Below are 26,040 nucleotides of genomic sequence, written 5' to 3'. Positions count from 1 at the left end.
GCGACGGCACGGATCCTAAGATTTCGGATATTAAGGAAGATGAGAACAACAAAGGCACCTATACCGCCACGATTAAGCCCGGCACAAAAACGGGTGACTGGCGGGTCACGTTGAAGGTTGACAATACAAGGCTGGACAAAATTAGCGACCATATCACCTTCACGCCATCGCCATCGCTGGCAGATTCGGTCAACGAAAAAACGTCGACGCTGACCATCAATCCCAAGACGCTGGAAGCCGGCTCCGAGACGCCAGCCCACATTCTGTTGATCCTGCAAAATAAACAGAATCAACCGATGACAGGGAAGGCCAATCACATTACCTTTGATGGCAGTGAACTGTCCGGCGACGGCACGGATCCTAAGATTTCGGATATTAAGGAAGATGAGAACAACAAAGGCACCTATACCGCCACGATTAAGCCCGGCACAAAAACGGGTGACTGGCGGGTCACGTTGAAGGTTGACAATACAAGGCTGGATAAAATTTCTGACAATATAAATTTTGAGCCACCACTGGCAGGTAGGATCAATGAAAGTAAGTCGGAGTTCCGCATTGCCTCCGAGACACTGGAAGCTGACAATCAAATGAAAACTGAAATTAGTCTGATCCTGAAAGACAATGATAGTCAGCCGATAACGGGCGTTCAAAAACACATTCATTTTGAACAGAGTGAATTACCCGGTAACGGTGATAAGCCCAAAATTTCGGATATTCAGGAAAATGGGAGTACGCCCGGAACCTATACCGCCACTCTCACGGCGGGCACGCAAATCGGTAGCTTGACCGTGACACCAAAAGCCGGAGAAAAGGCCCTGAGTGCGCTCGCGAAGAAGGTAGAATTTACACCAGTACCACTCAAGATCTCGAAACTGAAATTGCAAGTTGTTGACCAAAAGTATTTGGTCGTCGGGCAAACCTTGAAAGTTGACTATTCAATTGATAACAATAGCGAAAATGGCGTTGATAATTCTTTTTACGCTTGGGGTGAAAAAGGCAAAACCGCTGCTGCGGTAAAAACATTGGCTAGTTCGGGAGATAACGGACAGGGTAATGATGGGACTCTGGTAACAGGCGAAGTGAAGAATGGGGAAGGCGTACCACCTTATGAAATTCAAGAAGAACATGCCGGTAAGGTGCTTGAATTTTCAATCTTGGCGCGGAATGGGATAAATACCCGTGCAAATGATATCGTCACGTTGTCAACCGATGACTCGAAGGATAAGGGGAATGACACAGAAAGTAAAATTGAAGGAGGCAGGGTAGCCAATGTTGCGGAGCTGATTAAAATTACGCTAAATCCAAAAGAAGGGAAAGGTGACGAAATAAAAGTCAATGGAAAATTGGTACTTAAGCTCAAAGCGAGAACTAACGAGACAAAAGATGCAACCTCAGATTCTGCTGAGTTAGCGGTTACGTCAATAAAGAATGGTCAACCTGTGGCTTGGGTACCTGTGAAAATTGAGATGGAAGGATTTACGCGAGATAATGGAAACGAAGCAGTATCGCAGGACAAAGTGACAACTAAGTTGGGTGATGCAAAAGGACCATTGATTGACGGCCTTTATACCGATGGCTCTGGTCAGTTGGTGAAGACTGTTTCTGATCCAGAAGGAAAAGGTTTAAGAACAACGTTGAACGTGGTTGCGGACGGAGTTAACGGAACTACTGTAAAAGATGAAACGGATATTATTTTTACTGTCATTACCAGCCCTGATGTGCAAGGGGCTTCCCGTTGGGGACATATGGAAGATATCGTAAAAATTAAGGGACAATTTTACCGTAGGCCTTTATTATCCAATGAATTTAAAAGGGTGCCTGCTTCTGTCGCGGAGTTCAATAGTGAAGCTTGGGCTCTATCAACTTTTGAGGAAGCAAGGGAAAAATGTTCTTCTGTGATAAATTCTACTTTAGTGAGTCAGTCGGATCTTAAAAAGATATCCGGTGGTGTGTTATATTCACGTTATGGTTGGCCAGCTAAAACTAGCGCCTTAGCCTCGTGGGATGCAGAAGGTGGTGGAGTAAAGTTAAGGACTAAACAGCCAGATTACTCGAAGGGACCCTATACTCATATTTGCCTCATCAAGAATAAAGAATAATAAGGTAAGCGCTAACTAAACTACACCTTGCTTATCATCCCGTGAATTAGATAAAAAATCCCATCCTTAAAAAGATGGGATTTTTTTCAATCCAGCCAATCTTGAATAAAAACCAGAGAAACTTTACTTATCCTGCAAGCCCAATTTCTTCTCCAGATAGTGGATATTGGTTCCGCCTTTCTGGAAGTTTTCGTCATTCATGATAGCCAGTTGCAGATCGATATTGGTTTTGATGCCGTCAATGATCAACTCTGCCAGTGCGTTCTTCATACGAGCAATCGCCACTTCGCGGGTTTCACCGTAGGTGATCAGCTTACCAATCATGGAATCATAGTGAGGCGGTACGGTATATCCCGCATAGATATGGGATTCCCAACGCACGCCAAAGCCACCCGGTGAATGGAAATGGGTGATCTTGCCCGGGCTTGGCAGGAAGGTTTTTGCATCTTCTGCGTTGATACGGCATTCGATGGCATGACCCTGAATGTCGATATCTTCCTGTTTGATCGACAATGGCATACCTGAGGCAATGCGAAGCTGCTCTTTGATCAAATCAACGCCGGTGATCATTTCTGTCACTGGGTGCTCAACCTGAATACGGGTATTCATCTCAATAAAGTAGAATTCGCCGTTTTCGTACAGGAATTCGAAAGTACCCGCACCACGGTAACCGATTTCGATACACGCGTTGGAACAACGTTCACCGATGCTGCGGCGCAGTTCGGGGGAAATGCCTGGTGCTGGCGCTTCTTCCACCACTTTTTGGTGACGGCGCTGCATGGAGCAGTCACGTTCAGCCAGATAAAGGGCATTGCCCTGACCATCGGCCAAAACCTGAATTTCAACGTGACGTGGATTTTCAAGGAATTTCTCCATGTATACCATGTCGTTGTTGAAAGCCGCTTTGGCTTCTGCACGGGTCATGGCGATGGATTGCTCCAGATCTTTGTCGCTGCGTACAACACGCATGCCACGACCGCCGCCGCCGCCGGATGCTTTGATGATTACCGGATAGCCGATGCGATTTGCAATGGTTTTGTTTTTCTCGGTATCGTCGCCCAATGGGCCGTCAGAGCCGGGAACACAAGGAACGCCTGCTTTTTTCATCGCGCTGATAGCGGAAACTTTATCACCCATCAAACGGATGGTATCCGCTTTAGGGCCAATGAAGATAAAACCGGAACGTTCGACTTGCTCGGCAAAATCCGCGTTTTCAGACAAGAAACCATAACCCGGATGGATAGCCTGTGCGCAAGTGATTTCCGCCGCAGAAATGATGGCAGGAATGTTCAGGTAACTTTTTGCTGAAGCCGCAGGGCCGATGCAGACAGTTTCATCGGCCAGCAGGACGTGTTTCAGATCACGGTCTGCCGAAGAGTGAACAGCAACCGTTTTGATTCCAAGTTCCTTACAGGCTCTCAGGATACGCAGTGCTATTTCACCGCGGTTAGCAATGACAATTTTTTCAAGCATGGAAACGCCTCGTTATTCGATGACGACCAATGGCTCGTCGAATTCAACAGGTTGACCATCCTGAACCAGGATCGCTTTCACCACACCCGTTTTGTCAGCTTCAATCTGGTTCATCATTTTCATGGCTTCAACGATGCACAGGGTTTCGCCCTGATTAACATGCTGACCGACTTCGATAAAAGCTTTCGCATCAGGGCTTGGTGAACGGTAGAAAGTTCCAACCATTGGTGAGCGAACAATATGACCACTGATTTCCGCAGGCTTGTCAGACGCAACTGGTGCGGCTGGCGCTGCAGCTTGCACTGGCTGCTGTGCCGGGGCGGAAATGTATTGCTGGGTGACAGGCATCGCTGGTGCAGCCAGCGTGCGGCTGATGCGTACCGATTCTTCACCTTCGGAAATTTCCAGTTCAGAAATGCCTGATTCTTCAACCAGCTCGATCAGTTTTTTTATCTTACGAATATCCATGAGTGTGATTCCGTACTCTTGTATAAATTAGTTGGATGTTGACAAGCGGTTGACCGCTGCCTGTAATGCGAAACTATAACCATCGGCACCCAACCCGCAGATTACGCCCACTGCAATATCGGAAAGATATGAGTGGTGGCGGAAGGGTTCACGGGCATGCACGTTGGAGAGGTGAATCTCAATAAATGGGATATCCACTGCCAGAAGTGCGTCGCGTAATGCCACGCTGGTATGCGTGTAGGCCGCAGGGTTAATCAGAATAAAATCTGTATTTCCCCGCGCCGAATGAATTCTCTCAATCAGTTCAGATTCTGCATTGGATTGCAGATGGGATAACTCTATTCCCGATTGGTGAGCTTCTTGTGACAGTTTGTTAACGATATCGCTAAGTGTTAACTTGCCGTAGGTCTCCGGCTCTCGTGTTCCCAACAGGTTTAGGTTGGGGCCATTCAAGAGTAAAATGCGAAACTTGTCTGCCATTGTGCTGGTATCTCCGGCAATCTGTCAACAATCGTTCAAGATAACTCGATGTCAACGGTTTGTCATCTCTTTCTGAACGCTAGATTTGTAAATTTGACGATAAAGCCCGACATTATAAACAAATCGTAGCATTTAGCAGCTAATTACTGGTCTTATCAGCGAATCTTGACCACGGTTCTGCCAGTAATCTGGCTATTTATCAGCTTATCGGCGTATTCGATCACTTGATTTAATGTGATTTCATTGGCAGTTTGTTGGTAAAACGAATCTGGCAGCAGTGTTTGCAGCCTTTGCCAGATGGCAGGACGTTCTGAAGCCGCCGCAGTAACAGAGGCAATTCCTTGCAAGCGGACATTGCGCAGAATAAACGGCATCACGGTCGTGGGAAGCTGACTGTCGCCTGCCAGACCACAGGCGGCGACTGTGCCGTTGTAGTTCACTTGAGCCAATAAAGTCGCCAATACAGTACCGCCAACCGTATCAATAGCACCGGCCCAGCGCTGTTTTTCCAGTGGACGGGAAGGCTGGTTAAAGTCACTGGCAGGCAAAACGTCTTTTGCCCCCAGGGAATGCAGATAATCTCGGGCGCCGAGTTTACTGCTAATTGCAATGACGGAATAGCCCAATTGTGACAGCAACGTAATCGCTGTACTGCCAACCCCGCCACTGGCTCCCGTTACGGCGATGTCTCCGCTTTCAGGCGTAATGCCCCCTTGTTCCAGCGCCATGATGCATAACATGGCCGTAAAGCCTGCTGTGCCGATTATCATCGCTTGTCTGGTACTTAACCCTTGTGGCATGGGAGTCAGCCAATCGCCGGGTACTTTGGCCTGCTCTGCCAAACCACCCCAGTGATTTTCCCCGACGCCCCAACCTGTCAGCAGGACATGTTGACCAACATGAAAGCGGGGGTCTTCAGAATGATGAACGACACCAGAGAAATCAATTCCGGGCACCATCGGAAATTGGCGAATGATTTTTCCTTTGCCGGTAATGGCAAGGGCATCTTTATAATTGAGCGTTGACCAATGAACATCGACAATAACATCGCCAGCAGGCAACTGGGATGCATCAATATCTTGAATAGATGCCAATAGCGTTTCGCGTTGGTCAAGTAATAAGGCTTTCATTATCATTCCCTCTGTGTTGGGTATATCTCTGGTGCTATTACCGATCAGGCATCATCACACTATAGATAAAATTGAATGAGCTGAAATGGACAAGCAGCAATATTGTGATAGAGAGTGGTAAAACTGAGATTACTTATTTTTATTCAGGATGGCATTGTAAAAGATAATAATACACAGGTGACAATAGGGGGAATGGTTTTGTCGGCAGGCTCAGAATAATCCTTATTTATTTGATTGCCGTTAAAGATAGCCATATTTGTACAAATCTTGTCTGTGTTATCACGAAATTCATCTATTACTTTTATATAGCGTCTATATAAATAACGTCGTCTTTCAAGTTGCAACTTTGTCGGTGATGACTCTGTAAACTTTAGCCTCGGTGATTGAACCTTAGTCTCGGTTATATAGTCATTAATGTAAGGGCCGTTATGATTATGGCTGATATTTTGTACTATTGGGCTATGGTTACAGTACTACATGCTATGTCTCTGCCTGTTATCACGCCATGTGATGAATTTTATTTAGTATAGAGCGCTATTTTCTGCCTTGGCAGGAAGAATAAAATTTTTGAGAGAATAGAAATTCTAGTCGAACTTGCTGAAATTATGGCGAGTGAATATCAGGGCCAGAAAAGCGGGGTAGTAGCGTTTCAATATGCACTATAATGTTCTTTTTTTCGCAAAATAGGCCATTTTGGGATGCTGTGATGAGGTTATTGGCCAAATTAGCCCATTTTTATGCAGTTTTTTTCTGCTCCGTTAGAGAAAAGTAACGTAGAATATCGTGTTTCTGATGTGAATAACGTAGCCACTTTTATTGAAGTAGTAAAAGTAGTTAATCATGCGCCTTGTCGCTGCTTCATGTGGTTGGTAGAGTAGACGGACAATCTCCGTCCCCAGCTTGCAGGATTATCCTTTCGTTATGTTAAAGAAATTTCGTGGCATGTTTTCCAATGATTTATCCATTGACTTGGGTACTGCCAATACCCTTATTTATGTTAAAGGTCAGGGAATAGTATTGGATCAACCCTCTGTTGTTGCTATTCGCCAAGACAGAGCCGGTTCACCAAAAAGTGTTGCAGCAGTGGGACTTGAAGCAAAGCAGATGCTGGGACGTACTCCGGGCAATATCGCGGCCATCCGCCCGATGAAAGATGGGGTGATTGCAGATTTTTATGTTACGGAAAAAATGTTGCAGCATTTTATCAAACAAGTCCACAACAATAGTTTCATGCGCCCAAGCCCGCGTGTGCTGGTTTGTGTGCCTGTAGGCGCGACTCAGGTTGAGCGCCGTGCGATCCGCGAATCTGCCCAAAGTGCAGGTGCCCGCGAGGTATTTTTGATTGAAGAGCCTATGGCCGCAGCGATTGGTGCGGGTCTGCCTGTTTCCGAGGCAACGGGTTCTATGGTCGTGGACATCGGTGGTGGTACGACTGAGGTTGCTGTTATCTCCCTGAATGGCGTTGTTTATTCTTCTTCTGTCCGTATCGGTGGTGACCGCTTTGATGAAGCCATCATCAACTATGTTCGCCGCAATTATGGCTCCCTGATTGGTGAAGCAACGGCAGAGCGTATCAAACATGAAATTGGCTCTGCTTATCCGACAGATGAAGTACGTGAGATCGAAGTGCGCGGCCGTAACCTTGCAGAAGGTGTGCCTCGTAGCTTTACGCTGAATTCCAATGAAATTCTTGAAGCCTTGCAAGAGCCATTGACTGGCATCGTGAGTGCAGTCATGGTGGCGCTGGAACAGTGTCCTCCAGAATTGGCATCTGATATTTCTGAGCGCGGTATGGTATTGACCGGTGGTGGCGCGTTGTTGCGTAATCTTGATCGCTTATTGATGGAAGAAACTGGTATTCCTGTCATTGTGGCTGAAGATCCATTGACTTGTGTTGCCCGTGGTGGTGGCAAGGCGCTGGAAATGATCGACATGCATGGTGGCGATCTGTTCAGCGAAGACTGAAAATAACTCTGCAAGCTGGGAGGTGGACATGTTCGACTGTTACCTCCTTGCTGATTATCCGGGAGTTTTACCACTTATGAGACAACCCAGCTCAACAATGCGCAATTTATGAAGCCGATTTTCAGCAGAGGGCCTTCTCTGCAATTACGACTCTTTTTTGCTGTTATTATTGCCATTATTTTGATTGTGGTAGACAGCCGCCTTGGTGTTTTTAATAAAGTCCGTAACTACATGGATACGGCAGTCAGCCCTTTCTATTTTCTTGCCAACGGACCACGTCAGTTTCTGGATGGCATTTCCGAATCTTTAGCCAGCCACAGTCAACTCGACGCGGAAAACCGTGCCCTGCGTAATGAATTGCGGTTGCAGAACAGTAAATTGCTACTGTTGGGGCAACTGAAACATGAAAATGCCCGCTTGCGTGAATTGCTAGGCTCCCCTTTGCGCAGCGATGAGCATATGATGGTATCTCAGGTTATTTCCGGGGGCATGGATCCTTACCGTGATCAAGTCGTCATTGATAAGGGGGCCAAAGATGGTGTGTATGAAGGGCAACCTGTTATCAGCGATCGGGGAGTGGTAGGGCAAGTTATTTCTGTGAGCCAATTGAGCAGCAGGGTGTTGTTGATTTGTGATACGACTCATGCATTGCCTGTTCAAGTATTGCGGAATGATATTCGTGTCATTGCCAACGGTACGGGGTGTACAGATGATCTCCAGCTTGAGCCTCTGCCCAGTGATACTGATATCCGTGTCGGTGATGTATTGGTGACATCAGGCTTGGGAGGGCGTTTCCCGGAAGGGTATTCTGTAGCGGTCGTCTCTTCTGTCAAAATTGACAATCAGAGAGCCCATGCGGTGATTCAAGCGCGCCCACTGGCTGAACTGCGGCGTTTACGCTATTTGCTGTTGCTGTGGGGAGCGGGCAAGAATCCCTCTGAACCATTGCCGCCTTCGGAAGTCTACCGTGCTGCCAATGAGCGTTTGATGCAGATGCAACCGCAGGTGTTGCCAAACCCAGCGGAATCACAGCTACCGGAATCAGATAAAGAAGAAAAAGAGGCCAAGCTGGCAGCTCCTGCAACAAAACCCGTTGAAAAGCCATCGGAAAAACTGTCACCAACAGCTACAGGAAATCGTTAATGAGCCAGTATTATAGCCGGGGACGTTGGGTCATTTGGTTATCTTTCCTGATTGCAATAGTGCTACAAATCATGCCGTGGCCGGAACAGTTCTTCATGTTTCGGCCAACATTGCTGATGTTGTGCCTCATTTATTGGCTGCTTGCGCTTCCTCACCGTGTCAGCGTTGGCACGGGGTTTGTGTTGGGCATTATTATTGATTTATTGAACGGTGGTATTTTGGGGGCGCACGCTTTAGCGTTCAGCATTATCAGTTTTCTGGTCGCCTTCAAATTTCAGCTTATCCGCAATATGGCACTTTGGCAGCAAGCGCTGGTTATTATGGTTTTTTCTACCTTGGCGAACTTTTGTGTTTATGTCGCCCACGCGCTATTGCCGAAAATTGCCTTCCATCCGGAAGTATTCTGGAATGGCCTGGTGAATGGTATTCTGTGGCCTTGGCTATTCTTGTTAATGCGGAAAATCCGCCGTCAATTTTCAGTTCGTTAAAGGCGGTTTCCTGTAGTTAATGAACTGATATTAAGGGCTTATCACGGTTAAAATAGCGTGATGGATTAGGCTCAAAGGATGACTCACAATGAAAACCATTTATTTAGCTTCAGGCTCACCAAGACGGCGCGAGCTGGTGGGATTGTTAGATTTTAATTTTGCGATCCTGGCACCTCAGGTCGAAGAAAAATGGCGTGAAGGGGAGTCTCCACAGCAATATGTTACTCGGTTGGCCAGAGAGAAATCGCAAGCGGGTGTGGCAATTGCACCGCAGGATTATCCTGTTTTAGGGGCAGATACTATCGTTGTGTTGAATAACCGTATCTTGGAAAAGCCCCGTGACCAACAACACGCCGCAGAAATGCTCAAAAGTTTGTCAGGCCAGTGCCACCAAGTGATCACGGCTGTCGCTTTATCAAGCAATCAGCACACCCTCAGCGAGATAGTCATTACGGATGTGACATTCCGCCAGTTATCTCAGCAGGAAATACAGGAATATATTGCAACTGGGGAGCCAATGGATAAAGCCGGGGCGTACGGCATTCAAGGTAAAGGCGGTTGTTTTGTCAGAAAAATTAATGGCAGTTACCATGCTGTTGTCGGCTTGCCACTGGTGGAAACGTACGAATTAATCACACGATTTTTAGCGTTAGCTGATGGGAAGAATTATTCATGACAGCAGAGTTATTAGTCAATGTAACACCATCCGAAACGCGGGTTGCTTATATTGATGGCGGTATATTGCAAGAAATCCACATTGAGAGAGAAGCCAGAAGGGGCATTGTCGGTAATATTTATAAAGGGCGTGTCAGCCGGGTCTTGCCCGGAATGCAGGCAGCTTTCATTGATATCGGGTTGGAAAAGGCCGCGTTTTTGCATGCTTCCGACATTATGCCCCACACAGAATGCATCGCCGGTGAAGAGAAGAAGAATTTCAACGTCCGGGACATCGGGGTATTGGTTCGACAGGGGCAGGATTTAATCGTTCAGGTAGTAAAAGATCCCCTTGGCACAAAAGGTGCTCGTTTAACGACGGATATCACTTTACCATCCCGTTACTTGGTATTTATGCCGGGTGCCTCCCATGTGGGTGTTTCGCAGCGCATTGAAAGTGAAGAAGAGCGGGAACGCCTGAAAAATATCGTCATGGATTATTGTGATGAGCATGGTGGATTCATTATCCGTACGGCTGCTGAAGGTGTCGGAACTGAAGAGATAGCGCAGGACGCCGCATTTCTGAAACGCCTGTGGAGCAAAGTGATTGAACGTAAAAAACGCAATATCACTAAAAACAAAGTGTATGGAGAATTGGCGCTGGCTCAGCGTGTTTTGCGTGATTTTGTCGGATCTTCCCTTAACCGCATTCGGGTTGATTCCCGCCAGACATTTATCCAATTGCAGGAATTCATTGATGAATATATCCCTGAGATGAATGCCAAGCTGGAGCATTATCAGGGAGAGCAACCGATATTCGATCTGTACGGTGTGGAAAATGAAATTCAGCGGGCGCTGGAACGTAAAGTGGAATTAAAGTCGGGTGGTTATTTGATAATTGATCAGACGGAAGCCATGACCACGATTGACATTAATACTGGCGCGTTTGTCGGGCACCGTAATCTGGATGAAACCATCTTCAATACCAATATTGAAGCAACACAAGCAATTGCCCGACAATTAAGGTTACGCAATCTGGGTGGCATCATTATCATTGATTTTATTGATATGTCTAATGAAGAACACCGCCGCCGTGTATTGGCCTCTTTGGAACAGGCACTCAGTAAAGATCGGGTGAAAACAACCATCAATGGTTTTTCACAATTGGGGCTGGTAGAGATGACGCGCAAACGGACAAGGGAAAGCATCGAACATATCTTGTGCGATAGCTGCCCAACTTGTCAGGGACGTGGCACAGTAAAATCGGTCGAAACGGTATGTTATGAAATCTTGCGTGAAATAGTGCGGGTTAACCGTGCAATTGAAGCTGATCGTTTCCTGGTTTATGCCTCGCCGGCTGTCAGTGAAGCCCTAAAGGGGGATGAGTCCCATGCCTTGGCAGAGGTTGAGATTTTTGTCGGCAAACAGGTCAAGGTGCAGACTGAACAACTTTATAATCAGGAGCAATTTGACGTTGTCATGATGTAAAAAATGTTTCCAGGTCACTATTTTCAGATCAGTATGTTCAGGTAACTATTTTCAGGTAATACCCTATTTCAGATAAATAACGCTGACAACCAAGGAGAAATGCGTGAAGCGACTGCCGGGAATATTATTAGCGACAGCCGCAATAGCCATTATCATGGTGGCTTTGCTTGTCAGCGGGTTGCGTTTTTTCCTGCCGCATATCAATGAATACCGCCAGCAATTGGCAGAGAAATTGACTGCCGTGACAGATATTCCCGTCAAAATTGGCTATATCAGCGGAAGCTGGGAATCATTCGGCCCCAGTCTGGAAATCCGAGATATCAGTGCAAAAGCAGAGCATACTGATATTCAGGCCAAAAAAATCATCCTCTCTTTGGATATCTGGCGCTCGCTCTTGCAACGGCGCTGGTATTTTCGTGATCTGTCTTTTTACCAGCTTCAGGTGAACTATGATAAAACCTTGCTTGGGCAAAATGGCAACAGTGTGCTGTCCGAGCCAGATAGTTTTTCATCCCTGTTTCTTGAGCAGTTTAACCATTTTGATCTCAATGACAGCCGACTGACTTTCCTGACACCTTCCGGTGAAAAGGCCGATTTGCAGTTGCCACAACTGACATGGCTGAATAAAGACGGGAGGCATCGCGCACAGGGGAGTGTCAGCCTTTCTTCGATTAATGGTCAGGAAGGCGCCGTTCAGGTAAAGCTTGATCTGAAGGGAAGCAATGGGGCAATCAACGATGGCGTCATTTATTTGCAGGCCGATGATATCGATATGCGGTTATGGTTAAGTCGCTGGTTAAGAGATAACACGGGGCTGGAGAATGCCAATTTCAGCTTGGCGAGTTGGATTACCTTAAAAGAAGGACGAATTGACAGCGGGCGGTTGCAACTTAAACAAGGTGAAGCCAATTGGCATGTGGGATCAGACAAATACCAGCTCGCCGTTAAAGATTTACTTTTGCAAATGCGTCGCCAAGGTGAAGGATGGTTGTTTGATATTCCCAATCTGGAGAATCTAAAAACTGACGGGCAGCAGTGGCCTGCGGGGCGCTTCAAAGCCTTGTATCTCAATCAGGCGCGGGAATATCAGAACAACGATCACTGGCGTATTCGTGCCGATAATATTCGTCTTGAGCGTCTGAATGGCATATTGCCGGTACTCTCTTTCGTGACACCGGACATTGTCAGGGATTGGCAGCATTGGAAACCGACAGGAACACTTAACCACTTTGCCCTCGATATCACGCCAGAACTCCCTGATGACCTTGGGATTCGCATGGTATGGCAAGATGTCAGTTGGCTACGTTGGAAAGACTTGCCTTCCGCCAGCCATTTCAGCGGAGCATTGGATGGCAATAAACAGCAGGGAAATATCACATTTGCCCTGAAAAACAGTGTCATTGATTATGGCTCGACGTTTCAGGCTCCGCTCGATATTGCCAGCAGTGAAGGGCAGGTGAGCTGGAATAACGCACAGGGCAGAATGAATGTATGGGGACGGGGGCTGGATTTACAGGCAAAATCATTATGGGTCAATGGCGATTTCCATTACCAGCAACCACAGAATGCGCCGCCTGTTCTGGAAATCCTCGCGGGAATTAAAGTCAGTGATGTGGGGGAAGCATGGCGTTACTTTCCCAGAACCTTGATGGGAGAGTCTTTGACCGATTATCTGACTGGCTCCCTGATCAAGGGAAAAGTAGACAATGCCACAATGGTATTTCACGGCAATCCCCATGATTTTCCATTTAAGCAGGGTAACGGGCAATTTCAGATTTTTGTGCCTGTACGCCATGCCACCTTTCAATATCAACCCGATTGGCCAGCCCTGTTTGATTTGGATGTTGATCTGAACTTCCAGAATAACGGATTACAGATGCAGGCTCCGAAAATAAGACTGGGCAAAGTCGACGCCAGCCAAGTTTCCGTGCAGCTTCCCGATTATGATCAGGATAACTTGTTTATTGATGCTGAAATATCGGGTGATGGAAAGGGGATACACGATTACTTTAGCCACAGCCCGCTGTCCGAATCGATTGGCAGCACACTGGAGAGTTTGCAGCTTGATGGCAAAGTCGATGGCAAGCTTCATCTGGATATTCCCTTGGATCATCGTGAAGTTAAGGCGAGTGGCGAGGTTGTGTTAAAAGATACCCACTTGTTCATCAAGCCACTGAACAGTTATATGGAACATCTGAGCGGAAAATTCCGCTTTGACAATGGCAATTTAACAAGTGATAGCCTGTCTGCCAGATGGTTTGGACAGCCTTTATCGCTGCGCTTTTCTACGCAGGATTTGCCAAAGCAGTATCAGGTTGATGTGAATTTGGATGCGAATTGGGCCGCGAAAACGTTGCCGGAACTGCCGGCAGTGATTCGCCGTCAATTATCAGGGGCATTGAACTGGCAGGGCAAGGTCAATATCAGCATACCTTCGGATAATATTCCTGCGGGAAATAACCCGGCGAAGGATGGAGTGAAGTTCCGTGTGGCGCTGGATGCTGATTTGTCACATATCAACAGTACACTACCGGCATTGGATACAGAAACCCTGCGCAGCTGGAATAAAGTCAATATCCTTGCTGATGGTGATATGGATCAGCTCCGGATGAAAGGCACCATCGGCAAACGATATGCTTTCAATAGCCAGTGGGCATTGGAAAAACAGCATGCCAGATTACAACGGGGCATTCTGCTGACCGATGGCGAAGGGGTGCCTGATTTGCCGGAAACATCGTTGTTGGCGCTAAAATTACCCGCCATCAATGGCGAAGATTTATTGGCATTGATTAAACCGCTTAATTGGGGGGCATCATCAAATTCGGCCCTAATGTTGCCCAAGGCTGTAGAAATTTCATTGCCTTCGTTGGATTTGGTTGGCCAGCGCTGGCAGCAGCTTACGTTCAATGTCATTCAGCAAGCGGACAGCATGAAGATCAATGCAGTGGGAGAAGAGATTGACGGCAGCCTGTTGATTCAACGCAATATGACTCAAAACAATAAACAGATGCAGGCATCGATCAATTACCTCTATTACGATCCCCTGTTTGGGCCAAACACTTTGGCTGGTGGTGATAAACTCGTATCGGGTAAACCCCCTGCTTCCCATTATTCTCTGGGCAACTGGCCGACATTGGGCGTTGAGTGTACAGAATGCTGGATCGCCGGGCTGAAACTCGGCAAAGTATCTGCGTCCATTAAACCAGAAGGCGATGCCTTGGTACTGTCCCACGGCCTGGTAGAAAATGATGCGGGAAAATTGACCTTATCCGGGCGTTGGTATGAAAATGATACGGAGAGTTATACTCAAGCCAAGGGACAATTTTCGGGAGAGAAATTCGATAACATGGCTGCATATCTGGGTTTTATCGTCCCGATTATTGATGCGCCTTTTAAGTTTGATTTTAATTTGAAGTGGAAGGATGTTCCGTGGCAGCCAGATTTGGAAACACTGGATGGCACATTGAGCGGGAAGATGAAAAAAGGGGCAATTGCCAAACTGGGTGGTGGCAGAGCTGGGCAATTATTGCGGCTTGTCAGCTTTGATGCCTTGTTGCGTAAATTACAGTTGGATTTCAGTGACACATTCAGTAATGATTTTAACTTTGATTCCATTCGTGGCGACGCGACCGTAAAAAGTGGTGTTATTTATACCGATAACTTCGTTATTGACGGATTGGCGGCAGATATCAATGCCAAAGGCTCGGTAAATTTAGTTCATCGCCAGCTCAATATGGATCTAGTGATCACACCTGAAATATCAACAACGGTTGGAGTCGCGACAGCTTTTGCCGTTAATCCTGTGGCTGGTGCAGCAGTTTTTGCAGCAACGAAAGTATTGGGGCCGCTGTGGAGCAAAATATCGGTGATCCGTTATCGGTTAACTGGCAGCCTTGAACAGCCGAAAATTGATGAAGTCTTACGTCAGCTTAAGGAGAATAAAGGGTCATGAGAAACATCAATGTTGCACTTTTACAATTATGTAGTGGGACAAATGTTAAATACAATTTAGCGCAAATTGAACAACAGATTAAGCAGCTGCCAGAGACAGTCAAACTGGTTCTGACCCCAGAAAATGCGCTGTTGTTCGCTGATGCTGAAACCTACCATGAGCATGCAGAAATACAGGGAAATGGGCCATTGCAGCAAGCAGTGAGTGAAATGGCACAGCGTTATGGCGTTTGGTTACTGATTGGTTCCATGCCGCTGGTCAGCCGTGAAGATCCGGCGCGTATCACGAGCAGTAGCCTGTTGTTTGATGATCAGGGTGAAATCCGCGCTCGCTACGATAAAATCCACATGTTTGACGTCAATATCAATGATGAACATGGTGCCTATAACGAATCTACGATTTACCAGCGTGGTGAACATATCACTGTTGTTGATACACCTGTCGGTCGTTTGGGCATGACTATCTGTTATGATCTGCGTTTTCCCGGGCTATTTCAGGCATTGCGTGAGCAAGGGGCCGAGCTTATCTCCGTTCCGGCCGCATTCACCCGGTTGACCGGCAAGGCACACTGGGAGCCGCTGCTGAGAGCCCGTGCCATTGAGAATCAATGCATTATCTTAGCGCCGGCACAGGTCGGCGTACATGGCTCCCGCAGAACATGGGGTCATTCAATGGCAGTGAATGGCTGGGGGGAAGTTATCAAGAAAAATTCCCTGACCGTCAGCGCATTGCAACTTAATATCCGGCGGGACAGTTTGACCCACATGCGTGAGCAGATCAAAGTGGTGAAACACAATCGGTTCCGTCCACAACTGACTTCTTTGATAAAAAAGAATACAAATTAAGGTAAAGAGTAATCACTATGAGTTTAACTTATGTCAGTGAACATTTACTGGCTGCTAACAATCTGAATCATCAAGATTTATTTTCTGTTCTGGGTCAATTGGCGGAACGCCGTCTGGACTATGCAGATCTCTATTTCCAATCGAGCTACCATGAAACATGGGTGCTGGAAGACCGCATCATCAAAGATGGCTCCTATAATATTGATCAGGGCGTCGGTGTTCGTGCAGTCAGCGGGGAAAAAACCGGGTTTGCTTACGCGGATCAAATTACTTTGAACGCGCTGAATCAAAGTGCGCTGGCAGCACGCAGCATCGTAAGAGAAATGGGTAATGGCGTTGCCCATACTTTGGGGGCGGTCACGAACAAAGCCCTTTATCCGGCGCTTGATCCTTTGCAGAGCATGAGCCGCGAGGAAAAAATCGCGTTGCTGCATCGGGTGGATCAAATTGCACGGGCAGAAGATCCCCGCGTGCAAGAAGTGAATGCCAGCCTGAGCGGTGTCTATGAACAAGTGCTGGTGGCAGCGACCGACGGCACACTGGCTGCGGATATCCGTCCACTGGTTCGCCTTTCCGTCAGTGTATTGGTGGAAGACAATGGCAAGCGTGAGCGTGGCGGCAGCGGCGGTGGCGCACGTTACGGTTACGAATATTTCCTGCAAACGGAAGACGGCCAAACGCTGGCAGAACAATTTGCCCGTGAAGCGGTTCGCATGGCCCTGATCAACTTATCGGCAGTCGCGGCACCTGCGGGCGCCATGCCAGTTGTATTGGGCGCAGGTTGGCCGGGTGTGCTACTGCATGAAGCCGTGGGACATGGTTTGGAAGGTGATTTCAACCGTCGTGGAACTTCCGTTTTCTCCGGCCAGATCGGGCAGCAAGTGGCTTCTGAGCTGTGTACTGTGGTAGACGACGGCACAATTGAGGGGCGTCGTGGTTCATTGGCTATCGATGATGAAGGTGTTCCGGGGCAATACAACGTATTGATCGAAAATGGCATTCTGAAAGGCTACATGCAGGATAAGCTCAATGCGCGCTTGATGGGTGTGGCACCAACAGGGAATGGCCGTCGTGAATCTTATGCGCATCTGCCGATGCCGCGTATGACCAATACTTATATGCTGGCGGGTCACTCTACACCGGAAGAAATTATCGCGAGTGTTGATAATGGACTGTATGCCCCGAATTTTGGTGGTGGTCAGGTCGATATCACTTCCGGTAAGTTTGTTTTCTCAACATCAGAAGCCTATTTGATTGAAAACGGCAAAATTACCAAACCAGTGAAAGGCGCAACATTGATTGGTTCTGGCATTGAAGCTATGCAACAAATTTCGATGGTTGGAAATGATTTGGCTCTCGACAAAGGTGTGGGTGTTTGTGGTAAGGAAGGCCAAAGTGTTCCGGTGGGTGTTGGGCAACCAACCTTGAAACTGGATAACCTGACTGTTGGTGGGACAGCCTAATAATTTCTTGAAGCATAGACCCTTCGTCTTTCAAGTTGTCTGCATTCATTCAGCCCGGTGACATCGTTCTCTATGTTTCCGGGGATGACTGAGAGGCTACCGCCTCTCACTGGTGAGCAGCCCCTGATTGGGCAAATTCGTTCCCTTGCCGCTGCAATGCAACTTGAAATCCATTGGGTATAGAATAAATAGGTTGAGGTCATCATGAAAAAAAGCATGCTAGCGGTTGTATTAATGATTCTGGCTGTGGTGTATGGCGCCTTTACCAAAGGGATAATACCGTTTGGTACAGATAAATCATCACAGAATATTGTGGCCTCAGAGAATGCATCGTCCCAGCGAATTGATGTTCTGACCGAACAAAATCGAGTGTCAGGCTATCTCCGGCAGCACCATAAATTGCCTGATTACTACATCACGAAGAAACAGGCGCGCCGCCTTGGCTGGGAAGCACGTCAGGGCAATTTATGTGATGTTTTGCCGGGCAGGGCGATTGGCGGCGATACATTTTCGAACCGTGAAAGCAAATTACCGTCAGAACATGGGCGTAAGTGGTTTGAAGCGGACGTGAATTATCGGTGTGGGCACAGGGGCAGTGATCGGTTGCTTTATTCTAATGATGGCCTGATTTACCTGACGGTTGATCACTACAAAAACTTCACCCGATTAGAATGATGATATTGGAATGACAATACTGGAATGATGGTATGAAAAAGGCGGAATTTGATTTTGACCAGATCCCTGACTTAGCCACTTTCTATCGTAAATTCAAAGTGTGCTTCAGCCTTGGGGATGATTTCGGAGATAATCTGGACGCGCTGTGGGACGCAGTGACGGGTGCCATAGCGTTACCGGCAGAGATTAACTTTATCCACTTAACCGCGCAGAAACGAGCGCGTTTTGCGTCGTTGGTGTTGTTGTTTGAAGAGGCGGAAGAAGAGCTGGAAGGGGAATTGCGCTTTAATATCATCAATTGAGTTTTATCCCCGATTGCGGCTCCTCATCTTGTTGGCGTGGGGAGTCTTTCCGCAGCAACGCTTTTCTCCGTAACAACCGTTTTCCACACAACATGATTCCCCACTTTTAATAAAGAAAAAATGAGGAATAAAGTAACAATGAATTTTATTTATTGATCACGTGACTTTCATCACCGGAAAAATATTTTTCAACATTCTTAAAGGCGCTTTCAAAATAGATGTCATAACAGCTCTTGGTGACATAGCCGATATGCGGGCTGCAAAGCACGTTATCCCGTTTTAATAAAGGATGCTCTGTATCCCAAATCGGTTCACTGTCAAAAACATCCAGTGCGGCAAAGCCGGGTGTGCCCAAGTCGAGGGCTTTTTCCAACGCGCCTTTTTCTACCAACCCAGAGCGGGCGGTATTGATGAATACTGCTGTCGGCTTCATGTGTGTCAGATCGGAAAATGTAATATTGCCCGTCGTTTCTTTGACTAACCGTTGATGCACTGTAATGGCATCTGACGTTTGGAAAAACGCTTCACGGGAATCAGGAACGAGTAATCCTTCCTGACGGGCTTGGTTTTGGGCGCGCTCAGATCCCCAGACCTGTACTTTCATATCAAATGCTTGTGCATATTTGGCAACAAGTTGACCTATCTTGCCATAACCGACGATCCCCAGTGTTTTGCCTGCAACAGTATCGCCAAATTCCGTTTGCCATTGACCTTTTTTCATGGCTTCGACAGAAGGAGTAAACCTGCGAATGGAACTTTGAATCAGCAGCCAAGTTAATTCTGCTGCGGCAACGGGCGAGCCAGAACCTTCAACAACGGCAATGCCCCGTTGTTTACATAATGCCAGATCGATATTGTATGCCACCTTTCCTGTCTGGCTTATCAGTTTTAAATTGGGAGCCTTGGACAAGAATTTCTCATCAATGAGGGTTCTTTCCCGGATCAGGATTAGCGCGTCAGCTTTAGACAACAGTGCTTCTGCTTTCGGATCACTATTCAAATCCCCGAGGCAAACGACTTCAAAATCACTGTTTTGGTATAATGCTTGAATTTGTTTTGTGGCTTTCTGATAATCATCCGGAATAATAACTAATGGCATTATGAGATATCCTTTATATTTTTATTTGGATAGAGTGGATTGATAAAGTAAGAGTTACATCATGTAGTAGGGTATCCACTCATTTGATTTACATTATAAATTTTACAATTGAGCAACATTAAATCCAACTTATGAATCTGAGTCAACCTGATATAATAAATTTAAATGATTTTTTGGTAAAATAGGCCCTTTAGTTTTAAAAGTTATCATTGTATTAATTTAGATAGCTAAATTTTAGTTATAATTTCAGATAGATAGTTATTTTTCTTATATTATTTATTCAAATGGCAGCGATGCGTTGCTTAACGTCTTAATTAAATAAGAGTGCTTATGTTTTTATTTCATGATTAATAAATAAAAATCTTACCTATATTGGAGGTTAGCATGGCAGATAATTATATAACTAAAAATGATATTAGATTTAATACATTGAAAAAAGAATTTAATCTTCGCTGACCTGATAAAGATAATGATGTTTTCGGCGTTTCTATTTGCAATAATGAACAAGATATTCTTGCTACTGCGCAAAAAGCTTACCTGGAAGGAAGAAGAATCACTGTTCGTAGCGGCGGTCATTGCTATGAAGGTTTTGTAAGCAATAACAATTTCAAGCATAATGAGAAGCTACAAGATACTGTGATTATTGATATTGGGTTGATGACAGGTATTGAATACGATCAGAATGAAAAGATTACATCTAAATATGATAAAGATAAAACAAATTATAAATTTAAAATTGCAGCAGGAAATCAAAATTGGGACAGTTATTTAGCACTTTATAAATTATCAGGAAAAACAATACCCGGAGGATCTTGTTATTCGGTTGGATTAGGCGGACATATAACGGGAGGAGGTTATGGGCTGCTTTCCAGAAAGCAAGGGTTAACGGTTGATTGGCTTTCAGGTATTGATATCATCGTACCTGATGACAAGGATCTGTTTAAGATTATGCATGTGAGCCAAGATAGTCAGGATGCCAATGATAAAAAGCTGTTCAAGGCTTGTTGTGGTTCAGGTGGTGGTAATTTTGGCATAATACTGAATTATTATTTTAAAAATCTTCCAGATGCGCCAAGTACAGCAGGCATTATAGTATTAACCTATAACTGGAAGGATATTCATAATTATTTAGCGTTAAAAAAATTATTGGACGCTTATTTTTTATGGTTTAAAGAGAATGACTAATATTGGAATGACAATGATGAAAATAAATGCAATGGGGGATTGTTTTCATTATTGAAAATGAACCATAGTTGTACAGGAAATATTGATCTCATTGTACAATATACGGATAAAAATGGTCATTATAAGGAAGGTGTGAATGATGGCCCTCTGCTAGATTTTATTGAAACCATGAATAAGGCTGCAAATAATAAACTCTATACTTATCAAACAATGAATTTATATTCTGTATATGGCGCATCTCCCTCACAATCAAATGGTGTTTTATTGAGTGATTTTTTTGATCCTAATACTAATCAGATAAAACCTCCTGTTATGGCTATGGATTGGTTGTATTTGACACAAAGCATTAATGGTTCTGGCGATAATCAGTATGGAAAATATAAGTCAATATATCAAAAAGGAAAAATTTCAGATAATACTGCAATGAATATGTATTTTAGCTTAACTGATCCTATCTCTCATATAAAACAAGTAAAACCATTAGTGCAAATAGATTCTTATGGTGGCTGCATCAATAGCGTGAATAAGGATAATCAAACTTCCGTTTATCAAAGGAATTCACTACTTAAATGGCAGTTTCAAGTCTATTGGAAAGATCCTGAACATGCCCAAAGTTGCAAAGATTGGATTTATCATATTTACAGCGAAGGTTTTGTAGAATATGGAGGTAAACCTTATGAGAAATATAATGGTGCAGATACCCCCTATCAGGGATGCTATATAAATTATCCAGATACTGACATGAAATATGTTGATGACACACATCTGATTGTCGATCCCTGATGGATGGAACTGTATTACGGAGACGAAATTTCAAAAGAATTAATTGCGGTGAAAAAATACTTTGATAAAGAGAATATATTCCGGCATGAAATGTCGATTCCTTTAACGTCACATGATGATTGAGTAAACCGCCCTGAAAAGGGCGGTTTGTCATTGAACTGAATGCCAGATGAGTTTCCTATGCCAGATAGGTTTTCTGTCATTCTGTTTCAGATAATTCTTTCAAATATTGAAAAATCTGACGGTAAGATTTCGGCGGCTTGTTAGCCTCCTTCTCTTTTTTCGCATTGCGAACCAGAGTGCGAAGTTGTTGGCGATCTGTATGCGGGTACAGCGCAATAACTTCGTCGAAAGCATCATCCGTTTCGAGCAGTTTATCGCGCAGCTCTTCCAGCTTGTGCAAAATAACGACTTGCTGATTGTGACGGTTTTTCAGCTTATCCAGCGCAATGGTGATCGGTTCAGGATCACGGGCACGGAGCAGTTTACCAATCAACTGCAATTGGCGGCGGCGACCTTCACGTTTGATTTTCTGCGCCAATTCAATGGCGGCCAGCAAATCTTCATCCAGCGGGATCCGTTCCAGTTGGCTTTTACTAAGCTCAACCAATTCCATTCCCAGTTTTTTCAGTATTTCAGCATCCCGCTTAATTTCACTTTTGCTGACCCAAATTATCTCTTCTTCTTCCTCTTCAGCAGGATAATTGTCGAGCCAATCTTCAGGCTGCTTTGCCATAATCGTTTTCCTTCTAAAAAGGCCGGGTAAGGTGCGTTTTGGAGAATGACCTATCGTCCGGTGGGTGTTAACATCCTAATATTGTGTATTGTAACTGGGAAAATTGCCTGATTACCACTCGGCATTAATGCGATGAACCGGCATAAGGCATTTTTTCTGACGAATTTCATCTTTAATTCAATGGATTACGGTTAATTAATGATAGTCACTAATCAACAAATCGCGGAGCAACGCAAGCAACTGGAAGATGCAGTTGCCCATGCTCTGGAATTAGCGAAGTCCGGTTGTGATGCTGCGGAAGTCGCGGTCAATAAAACCACGGGAATTAGCGTCAGTACCCGTTTCAGTGAAGTCGAAAATGTTGAATTCAACAGCGATGGGGCGCTAGGGATCACGGTTTACCACCAGCAGCGCAAAGGCAGTGCTTCCTCAACAGATTTGAGTCCTGAAGCCATTGCCCGTACTGTTCAGGCCGCCATTGATATCGCTCGCTATACGTCTCCCGATCCTTATGCCGGCCCGGCCGATAAGGAATTATTGGCATTTGAGGCACCGGAGCTGGATCTTTTCCATCCCGCTGACCTGAATGCAGACATGGCCATTGAGTTGGCTGCGCGCGCTGAACAAGCCTCGTTGCAGGCTGATGAACGCATTACCAATACCGAAGGTGGCAGTTTCAACAGCCATTATGGTATTCGGGTATTTGGCAATAGTCATGGCATGCTGCAAAGTTACTGCTCAAGTCGCCACTCAATGTCTAGCTGTGTGATCGCTGAACAAGATGGCAACATGGAGCGTGATTACGCTTATACGGTGAGCCGCCATTTTGATGAGTTGAAATCGCCGGAGTGGGTTGGTCAGGAATGTGCCCGCCGTACGCTTTCACGTCTTGGGGCGCGTAAGTTACCAACGATGAAAGCGCCGGTGATTTTCTCTGCGGAAGTCGCGACAGGGTTATTCGGCCATTTGGTCGGCGCGATCAGCGGCAGCAGCATTTACCGTAAGTCTTCTTTCTTGTTGGATAGCCTGGGCAAACCGATCCTGCCTTCATGGCTGACCATTACAGAGCAGCCGCATTTATTGCGCGGTCTGGCTTCCACCCCATTTGACAGCGAAGGTGTGCGTACTACGTCACGTGATATTGTCAAAGAAGGGATTTTGCAGACTTGGCTGCTGACTTCCTATTCTGCCCGTAAGCTGGGAATGGTGAACACCGGTCACGCCGGAGGAATTCATAACTGGCATATTGCAGGCCAAGGGTTGGATTTTGACGGTTTGTTGCGTGAAATGGGTACCGGCTTGATTGTCACCGAATTGATGGGGCAAGGCGTCAGCGCGGTGACGGGGGATTATTCCCGCGGTGCATCCGGTTTCTGGGTCGAAAATGGCGAGATCCAATATCCCGTCAGTGAAATCACCATCGCAGGCAATCTGAAAGATATGTGGGCGAATATGGTCACAATTGGCAATGATATCGAAACACGCAGCAATATTCAGTGTGGTTCGGTGTTGCTGCCGGAAATGAGTATCGCCGGTCAATAGGGATACTCAATCAACAGCAGCCAGTTCGGTCTAACTGAGCTGGCTGGAATTAGCGGTGATATTCACCTGCAGCTTCTGGTTGGTAAAGTATTTCTAATACTTTTATGCGGGTTTTTTCACCGTTTGGTAATTCCCACGTAATCTCGGCATTGACCCGAAGACCCAAAAGTGCGGCACCCAAAGGAGCCATGACTGACAGATGTTTCGTGCTGTCTTTCAGGGATGCCGGATAGACCAGTGTGCGAATGCGCTCTTCATTGCTGCCCAAATCGATAAAGCGAATTTCACTATTCATGGTGACAACATCAGCCGGAATATCAACCGGAGGCACGATTTCCGCTCTATCCAGCTCTTCATTCAAGGCATCTGCGATGCTGGTATTAGCAAACGCAGGCTGTTCCAACAGAGAATCTAAACGTTCTGCATCCAGTTCATTGATGATAATTTTAGGTTTTTTCATACCACGCTCCAAATTAGACTCAATACAAAATAACACCCCACGTCACAAGGAGGGGGGGTGTTATTTTCAAAGTGTTTAAAATGATATTAGGCTGTTCTGGCGTGAAAATAAAGAGATCATGATCACGAACTGTTTTGTGTTTTTAATGTGAAAAGGTTGCTAACCACCAGTTATAAGAATAATTCGATATCATTCATACCCACTGCCTTCCTGATTACCCCTTTATTGGCAGCACGCATTCACCCCGATCACCGTTTGTATAAATATACGGTTATCTATGCTTTGGGGGATTCTCTTGCCGCCTTGCTTGGTGTAATTCGAAATTCATAGGGTATGGCACTGTGAATTAACGTGCTTTCACCGTGATTTTCGGGTTGGTTTCTCCCCAAATGGAAGTCAGTTCAACAATGTGCATACCACTCCATTTCTGAATATCAGACTGAGTGATTTCCTCATTCTTTTGCTTACCGAAAATGACAACTTCATCACCGGCTTTCACATCGGGCAGATCCGTCACGTCGACCATGGTGGTGTTCATGGAAATGAGGCCGACAATTGGTGCACGGTGTCCGTTGATCAGAACATAAGCCTTGTTTGACAGAGTGGAACTGACACCGTCAGAGAAACCAACAGGCAGGTTGGCGAGTTTGGAATCACGCTTGAGGATGTATGTGTTGTCGTAGCTGACGCCATTGCCTTTTGGATATGATTTCACAGAAACAACACGGGTTTTTAACGCGATCAACGGCTTATATTCTGGATGGCTGTCACTCAGGGCGCCGTAAAGTGCGCTACCAACGCGTACCATATCGAACTGGGCTTCCGGGATGCTGGCGGATGCAAAAGAACTTGATGCATGCAAAGTGATGTCATCTCGGTTCAGTTTGGCAGTTTTGATCAACCAAGAAGTTTGTTCTTTGAAATTTTTGATGCTTGTACGAATGACATTCAGATCGGTAAGAGCATGGTGGCTCATCATGCCGACCAGTTTCAGGTTAGGCAACTGAACGATTTTCAATGCGTCTTGCCTACCTTGTTCGGTCTTCATTTCCAGACCATTGCGGCTCATCAGGCCGGTGTTCAGTACCAGGTGCACACGCAGTTGTTTGCCGTGTTTTTTAGCCAAGGCATCAACAGCCTGCGCCTGTTCCAGATCGCCAACCATCTCTTCCATATCATAGCCCAGTGTGCTTTCAATTTCTCTCACGTCGGCTGTGCGGATACGGATAAGCTGACCTTTGAAGCCGCTTTCACGCACAATGCGAGCTTCTTCGTTACTGGTGATTCCTACACAGGGTACGCCAGTTTTAATGATGGATGGCATCAACAAACCAATACCATGACCATAAGCATCACCTTTCAAAACCGCACACATTTTAGTGCCTTTATTCAGTTTTTTTTGTAGTGTGTGGATATTGTTTTCAAAAATCTCGGTATTGATTTCAACCCAAGCGTTGTTGTTTTGTGCAATGCTTTCTGCTTGCGTGTTATTTAAAGAAAGTGTTGGAGCTGCTTGAGCTACGCCTTGGCACAAAATTAGGCCAAGAACGACAGTGAGTACTGTCCTATTAAAATTCATGAAATAAGTCTCCAAACTCAGATCTGTTTAT

General features: G+C 45.8%; 23 protein-coding genes. 15 read left to right on the top strand and 8 right to left on the bottom strand.

The genetic code is table 11. From position 1 onward, the window contains the following. Positions 1-2,099: Ig-like domain-containing protein (locus BM100_RS13730; RefSeq protein WP_175494959.1), on the top strand; the 2,099-nt coding region annotated here is incomplete at its 5' end. A 123-nt stretch (positions 2,100-2,222) separates the two neighbouring features. Here BM100_RS13730 and accC read toward each other — a convergent pair. The 4 genes from accC to acuI all read right to left on the bottom strand — a co-directional run bounded on the left by accC (position 2,223) and on the right by acuI (position 5,650). Next, complete coding sequence (gene accC / locus BM100_RS13725; RefSeq protein WP_092511875.1) at positions 2,223-3,572, bottom strand: acetyl-CoA carboxylase biotin carboxylase subunit; 1,350 nt, start codon at positions 3,570-3,572, stop codon at positions 2,223-2,225. Positions 3,573-3,584: 12 nt separating this feature from the next. Then, positions 3,585-4,040, bottom strand: a complete 456-nt coding sequence (accB, locus tag BM100_RS13720; protein ID WP_092511873.1) for an acetyl-CoA carboxylase biotin carboxyl carrier protein — start codon at positions 4,038-4,040, stop codon at positions 3,585-3,587. A 27-nt stretch (positions 4,041-4,067) separates the two neighbouring features. Next, complete coding sequence (gene aroQ / locus BM100_RS13715) at positions 4,068-4,520, bottom strand: type II 3-dehydroquinate dehydratase (RefSeq protein WP_092511871.1); 453 nt, start codon at positions 4,518-4,520, stop codon at positions 4,068-4,070. Between the two features lie 155 nt (positions 4,521-4,675). Beyond that, the gene (gene acuI / locus BM100_RS13710; RefSeq protein WP_092511869.1) at positions 4,676-5,650 is read right to left on the bottom strand and encodes an acrylyl-CoA reductase (NADPH); all 975 of its coding nucleotides are present in this window, start codon (positions 5,648-5,650) and stop codon (positions 4,676-4,678) included. Positions 5,651-6,571: 921 nt separating this feature from the next. On the opposite strand from acuI, the gene mreB reads away from it, so the two are divergent. The 10 genes from mreB (at position 6,572) to BM100_RS13660 (ending at position 18,625) form a co-directional block, all read left to right on the top strand. Further along, the gene (gene mreB / locus BM100_RS13705; RefSeq protein ID WP_010847922.1) at positions 6,572-7,615 is read left to right on the top strand and encodes a rod shape-determining protein MreB; all 1,044 of its coding nucleotides are present in this window, start codon (positions 6,572-6,574) and stop codon (positions 7,613-7,615) included. Between the two features lie 108 nt (positions 7,616-7,723). After that, on the top strand, positions 7,724-8,758 hold the full coding sequence (mreC, locus tag BM100_RS13700) for a rod shape-determining protein MreC (RefSeq protein WP_092511867.1): 1,035 nt from the start codon (positions 7,724-7,726) through the stop codon (positions 8,756-8,758). After that, the gene (gene mreD, locus BM100_RS13695; protein WP_092511865.1) at positions 8,758-9,246 is read left to right on the top strand and encodes a rod shape-determining protein MreD; all 489 of its coding nucleotides are present in this window, start codon (positions 8,758-8,760) and stop codon (positions 9,244-9,246) included. The genes mreC and mreD overlap by 1 nt, the downstream gene beginning before the upstream one ends. An 88-nt stretch (positions 9,247-9,334) precedes the next feature. After that, positions 9,335-9,922, top strand: a complete 588-nt coding sequence (locus tag BM100_RS13690) for a Maf family protein (protein ID WP_092511863.1) — start codon at positions 9,335-9,337, stop codon at positions 9,920-9,922. After that, a complete protein-coding gene (gene rng, locus BM100_RS13685) occupies positions 9,919-11,388 on the top strand; it encodes a ribonuclease G (RefSeq protein WP_092511861.1) in 1,470 nt (489 codons plus the stop codon). Before BM100_RS13690 ends, rng begins: the two co-directional genes overlap by 4 nt. A 103-nt stretch (positions 11,389-11,491) precedes the next feature. Beyond that, complete coding sequence (gene yhdP / locus BM100_RS13680) at positions 11,492-15,340, top strand: AsmA2 domain-containing protein YhdP (protein ID WP_092511859.1); 3,849 nt, start codon at positions 11,492-11,494, stop codon at positions 15,338-15,340. Further along, on the top strand, positions 15,337-16,185 hold the full coding sequence (gene nit1 / locus BM100_RS13675; protein WP_092511857.1) for a deaminated glutathione amidase: 849 nt from the start codon (positions 15,337-15,339) through the stop codon (positions 16,183-16,185). Before yhdP ends, nit1 begins: the two co-directional genes overlap by 4 nt. Before the next feature lie 17 nt (positions 16,186-16,202). Then, a complete protein-coding gene (gene tldD, locus BM100_RS13670) occupies positions 16,203-17,648 on the top strand; it encodes a metalloprotease TldD (RefSeq protein WP_092511855.1) in 1,446 nt (481 codons plus the stop codon). 204 nt (positions 17,649-17,852) lie between these two features. Continuing rightward, a complete protein-coding gene (locus BM100_RS13665) occupies positions 17,853-18,323 on the top strand; it encodes a ribonuclease domain-containing protein (RefSeq protein WP_092511853.1) in 471 nt (156 codons plus the stop codon). Positions 18,324-18,355: 32 nt separating this feature from the next. Further along, on the top strand, positions 18,356-18,625 hold the full coding sequence (locus BM100_RS13660; RefSeq protein WP_092511851.1) for a barstar family protein: 270 nt from the start codon (positions 18,356-18,358) through the stop codon (positions 18,623-18,625). A 145-nt stretch (positions 18,626-18,770) separates the two neighbouring features. On the opposite strand, the gene BM100_RS13655 is transcribed toward BM100_RS13660, so the two are convergent. After that, complete coding sequence (locus tag BM100_RS13655) at positions 18,771-19,724, bottom strand: D-2-hydroxyacid dehydrogenase family protein (protein ID WP_092511849.1); 954 nt, start codon at positions 19,722-19,724, stop codon at positions 18,771-18,773. Between the two features lie 489 nt (positions 19,725-20,213). Here BM100_RS13655 and BM100_RS13650 point away from each other — a divergent pair, with 489 nt between their 5' ends. From BM100_RS13650 to BM100_RS24080, 3 genes are read left to right on the top strand one after another with little or no spacing between them, the layout of a single operon-like run. Beyond that, positions 20,214-20,909, top strand: coding sequence for an FAD-binding protein (locus BM100_RS13650; RefSeq protein ID WP_092511847.1), 696 nt, complete (start codon positions 20,214-20,216; stop codon positions 20,907-20,909). 51 nt (positions 20,910-20,960) lie between these two features. After that, on the top strand, positions 20,961-21,692 hold the full coding sequence (locus BM100_RS13645; RefSeq protein WP_139216962.1) for a hypothetical protein: 732 nt from the start codon (positions 20,961-20,963) through the stop codon (positions 21,690-21,692). A 3-nt stretch (positions 21,693-21,695) separates the two neighbouring features. Next, positions 21,696-21,815 carry a BBE domain-containing protein gene (locus tag BM100_RS24080; RefSeq protein WP_092511843.1) on the top strand — a complete coding sequence of 40 codons (120 nt, stop codon included), beginning with the start codon at positions 21,696-21,698 and terminating at the stop codon, positions 21,813-21,815. A gap of 76 nt (positions 21,816-21,891) precedes the next feature. On the opposite strand, the gene yjgA is transcribed toward BM100_RS24080, so the two are convergent. Continuing rightward, entirely contained in the window at positions 21,892-22,428 is a 537-nt protein-coding gene (gene yjgA / locus BM100_RS13635) for a ribosome biogenesis factor YjgA (RefSeq protein ID WP_092511841.1), read from the bottom strand. Between the two features lie 198 nt (positions 22,429-22,626). Here yjgA and pmbA point away from each other — a divergent pair, with 198 nt between their 5' ends. Next, the gene (pmbA, locus tag BM100_RS13630) at positions 22,627-23,970 is read left to right on the top strand and encodes a metalloprotease PmbA (protein ID WP_092511839.1); all 1,344 of its coding nucleotides are present in this window, start codon (positions 22,627-22,629) and stop codon (positions 23,968-23,970) included. A gap of 49 nt (positions 23,971-24,019) precedes the next feature. On the opposite strand, the gene rnk is transcribed toward pmbA, so the two are convergent. Then, positions 24,020-24,430, bottom strand: coding sequence for a nucleoside diphosphate kinase regulator (gene rnk, locus BM100_RS13625; protein WP_092511837.1), 411 nt, complete (start codon positions 24,428-24,430; stop codon positions 24,020-24,022). 346 nt (positions 24,431-24,776) lie between these two features. After that, entirely contained in the window at positions 24,777-26,009 is a 1,233-nt protein-coding gene (gene alr / locus BM100_RS13620) for an alanine racemase (protein ID WP_092511835.1), read from the bottom strand. Positions 26,010-26,040: the final 31 nt, after the last annotated feature.

It is taken from the genome of Xenorhabdus mauleonii, assembly GCF_900113945.1.
GTDB lineage: Bacteria > Pseudomonadota > Gammaproteobacteria > Enterobacterales > Enterobacteriaceae > Xenorhabdus > Xenorhabdus mauleonii.
The sequence above is the reverse complement of the archived record's forward strand: the minus strand, read 5'-3'. Positions and strand labels throughout refer to the sequence as shown.

Bases quoted from the DNA above. Each gene is read 5' to 3' on its own strand.
- accC (WP_092511875.1), bottom strand. From the start codon at position 3,572: ATGCTTGAAAAAATTGTCATTGCTAACCGCGGTGAAATAGCACTGCGT.
- accB (WP_092511873.1), bottom strand. From the start codon at position 4,040: ATGGATATTCGTAAGATAAAAAAACTGATCGAGCTGGTTGAAGAATCA.
- aroQ (WP_092511871.1), bottom strand. From the start codon at position 4,520: ATGGCAGACAAGTTTCGCATTTTACTCTTGAATGGCCCCAACCTAAAC.
- acuI (WP_092511869.1), bottom strand. From the start codon at position 5,650: ATGAAAGCCTTATTACTTGACCAACGCGAAACGCTATTGGCATCTATT.
- mreB (WP_010847922.1), top strand. From the start codon at position 6,572: ATGTTAAAGAAATTTCGTGGCATGTTTTCCAATGATTTATCCATTGAC.
- mreC (WP_092511867.1), top strand. From the start codon at position 7,724: ATGAAGCCGATTTTCAGCAGAGGGCCTTCTCTGCAATTACGACTCTTT.
- mreD (WP_092511865.1), top strand. From the start codon at position 8,758: ATGAGCCAGTATTATAGCCGGGGACGTTGGGTCATTTGGTTATCTTTC.
- BM100_RS13690 (WP_092511863.1), top strand. From the start codon at position 9,335: ATGAAAACCATTTATTTAGCTTCAGGCTCACCAAGACGGCGCGAGCTG.
- rng (WP_092511861.1), top strand. From the start codon at position 9,919: ATGACAGCAGAGTTATTAGTCAATGTAACACCATCCGAAACGCGGGTT.
- nit1 (WP_092511857.1), top strand. From the start codon at position 15,337: ATGAGAAACATCAATGTTGCACTTTTACAATTATGTAGTGGGACAAAT.
- tldD (WP_092511855.1), top strand. From the start codon at position 16,203: ATGAGTTTAACTTATGTCAGTGAACATTTACTGGCTGCTAACAATCTG.
- BM100_RS13665 (WP_092511853.1), top strand. From the start codon at position 17,853: ATGAAAAAAAGCATGCTAGCGGTTGTATTAATGATTCTGGCTGTGGTG.
- BM100_RS13660 (WP_092511851.1), top strand. From the start codon at position 18,356: ATGAAAAAGGCGGAATTTGATTTTGACCAGATCCCTGACTTAGCCACT.
- BM100_RS13655 (WP_092511849.1), bottom strand. From the start codon at position 19,724: ATGCCATTAGTTATTATTCCGGATGATTATCAGAAAGCCACAAAACAA.
- BM100_RS24080 (WP_092511843.1), top strand. From the start codon at position 21,696: ATGGAACTGTATTACGGAGACGAAATTTCAAAAGAATTAATTGCGGTG.
- yjgA (WP_092511841.1), bottom strand. From the start codon at position 22,428: ATGGCAAAGCAGCCTGAAGATTGGCTCGACAATTATCCTGCTGAAGAG.
- pmbA (WP_092511839.1), top strand. From the start codon at position 22,627: ATGATAGTCACTAATCAACAAATCGCGGAGCAACGCAAGCAACTGGAA.
- rnk (WP_092511837.1), bottom strand. From the start codon at position 24,430: ATGAAAAAACCTAAAATTATCATCAATGAACTGGATGCAGAACGTTTA.
- alr (WP_092511835.1), bottom strand. From the start codon at position 26,009: ATGAATTTTAATAGGACAGTACTCACTGTCGTTCTTGGCCTAATTTTG.